Raw genomic sequence first — 2,816 nt, 5'->3', positions numbered from 1 at the left:
CCACACAGTTATGTGTGGTTTTTTTTTGCTTCGATTTTACTTTCCGTATACCTCTTACCGTTTTAACTCTCTATAGTTAACCATTAGTAATCGCATAATAATCAAAGAAGTAGAGTAATTGAACTACTTGCTTCACGTTTATTTAAACGCACGTTTGATAAATTTAACAAATTCATTACAATGCATCAGGTCAGACCTCTTGTATTTAAGGAGAAACAATGGGCAAGCAGGAAGTAAAAACACGCAATGGTGAGCGTGTCGCTATTGTCGCGGGGCTTCGAACTCCCTTTGCTCGTCAAAGCACGGAATTTAGCCAAGTGCCAGCGGTCGATTTAGGGAAAATGGTAGTAAGCGAAATGCTTGCTCGAACAGATATTGATCCGAAGCTAATCGAACAAGTGGTATTTGGACAAGTAGTACAAATGCCTGAAGCGCCAAACATCGCACGAGAAATCGTGTTAGGCACCGGTATGAACATCCATACTGATGCTTACAGTGTGACTCGAGCGTGTGCGACGAGTTTTCAAGCGGCGGTTAATGTCGCAGAAAGCATCATGGCGGGAACCATCGATATTGGTATTGCTGGCGGTGCAGACTCTTCTTCCGTCCTGCCTATTGGCGTATCAAAGAAACTGGCCGCTAATCTGCTTGCTCTTAGTAAGACAAAAACAATGGGTCAGAAGCTTAGTATCCTCAAAAACTTGAGCTTTAAAGACCTGATGCCAGTGCCACCAGCAGTAGCAGAGTACTCTACGGGTTTATCCATGGGACAAACTGCAGAGCAAATGGCTAAAACACATGGTATTTCTCGCGCAGAACAGGATGCGCTTGCACATCGTTCTCATACGCTGGCTTCTCAGGCTTGGAAAGAAGGAAAAATCCAAGATGAAGTGATGACGGCTTTCCCTGAACCATACAAAAAATGGATTTCGGAAGACAACAATATCCGTCATGACTCAACGGTTGAGGGATACGCGAAATTGCGACCTGCGTTTGATCGTCAGTATGGCAGTGTTACGGCAGCGAACAGTACGCCATTGACTGATGGTGGTGCGGCAGTGATGTTGATGCGAGAAGGTAAAGCGAAAGAGCTCGGAATGGAGATCCTTGGTTACATCCGAGGTTATGCATTCTCTGCTATCGGCGTGGAAAAGGACATGCTGATGGGGCCGACTTATGCCACAGCGAAAGTGCTTGAAAATACAGGCTTGGAACTGTCAGACCTGACGTTGATCGACATGCACGAGGCCTTTGCTGCTCAAGCATTGGCGAATGTGAAGATGTTTGCTTCCGATAAGTTTGCTCAAGAAAACCTTGGTCGCTCAAAAGCGATTGGTGAAATTGATATGGATAAGTTCAACGTGCTTGGCGGATCAATTGCTTATGGTCACCCATTTGCTGCGACTGGTGCGCGTATGATGACGCAAACCCTACGAGAGCTAAAACGCCGTGGCGGTGGTATTGCATTGAATACCGCATGTGCTGCTGGTGGTCTTGGTGCGGCAATGATTCTGGAGGTTGAGTAATGAGCGAGCAAAAAGCATTTAGTCTAAAGGTTGATGAGCAAAATATTGCTTGGTTAGCAATTGATGTTCCTAATGAAAAAATGAATACGCTGCAGGCGGCTTTTGCTGACGAAATGAAAGAAATTTTTGCTCAGCTAAAAGACTCCAGTGGTATTAAAGGGATGATCATCCACTCCCTAAAACCGGACAATTTTGTTGCGGGTGCTGATGTTCGAATGCTAGAAGCATGCACCACAGCAAGTGAAGCGGAAGCCTTAGCAAGGCAAGGTCAGGAGTTGTTCCAGCAGCTATCGGACTTACCTTATCCTGTCGTTGCGGCTATTCATGGCCCATGTTTGGGCGGTGGTTTAGAACTGGCTCTTGCATGTGATTATCGTGTTTGTACGGATTCTGACAAAACGCGTTTAGGTCTGCCAGAAGTACAACTTGGTTTATTGCCAGGTTCTGGTGGTACTCAGCGTCTGCCACGTTTGATTGGCCTGTTACCGTCGTTGGACTTGATCCTGACGGGTAAACAACTTCGTGCGAAGAAAGCTAAAAAATTGGGCGTTGTGGACGCCTGTGTGCCTGACACCATTTTGCTCGACGTAGCAAAACAGTTTATCGACAAAGGTAAAAACAAGGGTACGAAAAAGCTATCGACGAAAGAAAAGGTGATGTCTGGTAGCGGGCTAGGGCGCAAGTTTGTATTTGAGCAAGCTGCGAAGAAAACGAATCAAAAAACTCGCGGTAACTATCCAGCAACGGTTGCAATTCTAGAAGTTATTCAACATGGCTTAGAGAAAGGCTTCGCTAAAGGCCAAGAACTTGAAGCGAAGCGCTTTGGTGAGCTTGTGATGAGCTCAGAGTCAAAAGCGCTCCGTTCGATCTTCTTTGCCACAACAGAAATGAAGAAAGAAAATGGCACGGATGCGAAACCAGCACCAGTTCATAAAGTTGGTGTGCTTGGTGGTGGTCTGATGGGCGCCGGAATCAGCCATGTGTCTGTTGCAAAAGCAAAAGTACCTGTTCGCATCAAAGATGTTAGCAACGATGGCGTTTTAAATGCGCTCAACTACAACTACAAGTTATTTGAGAAACAGCGCAAACGTCGCATTCTATCCAAGGCCGACCTGCAAGCGAAAATGCTGCAACTGTCTGGTGGTGTCGATTTTACCAGTTTTAATCATATTGATGTCGTAATTGAAGCCGTTTTTGAAGACTTAGATCTTAAGCAAAAAATGGTGGCGGACATTGAAGCGAACGCTAAGACAGAAACTATCTTTGCGACCAATACTTCTTCGTTGCCTA

2 protein-coding genes are annotated in these 2,816 nt (G+C 45.5%); both read left to right on the top strand.

The features are described from left to right. Positions 1 to 218 precede the first annotated feature (218 nt). Positions 219 to 1,526, top strand: a complete 1,308-nt coding sequence (gene fadI / locus IQR33_RS14075) for an acetyl-CoA C-acyltransferase FadI (protein ID WP_005384447.1) — start codon at positions 219 to 221, stop codon at positions 1,524 to 1,526. After that, the coding region (locus IQR33_RS14070; RefSeq protein WP_193843771.1) for an enoyl-CoA hydratase-related protein at positions 1,526 to 2,816 on the top strand (1,291 nt) is incomplete at its 3' end. The genes fadI and IQR33_RS14070, both read left to right, overlap by 1 nt.

Origin of the sequence: Vibrio sp. OPT46 (assembly GCF_015163535.1) — a bacterium.
GTDB lineage: Bacteria > Pseudomonadota > Gammaproteobacteria > Enterobacterales > Vibrionaceae > Vibrio > Vibrio alginolyticus.
This window is presented reverse-complemented; position numbering and strand designations above follow the sequence as displayed.

Excerpts from the sequence above, each read along its gene's own strand:
- fadI (WP_005384447.1), top strand. The coding sequence starts at position 219 with ATGGGCAAGCAGGAAGTAAAAACACGCAATGGTGAGCGTGTCGCTATT.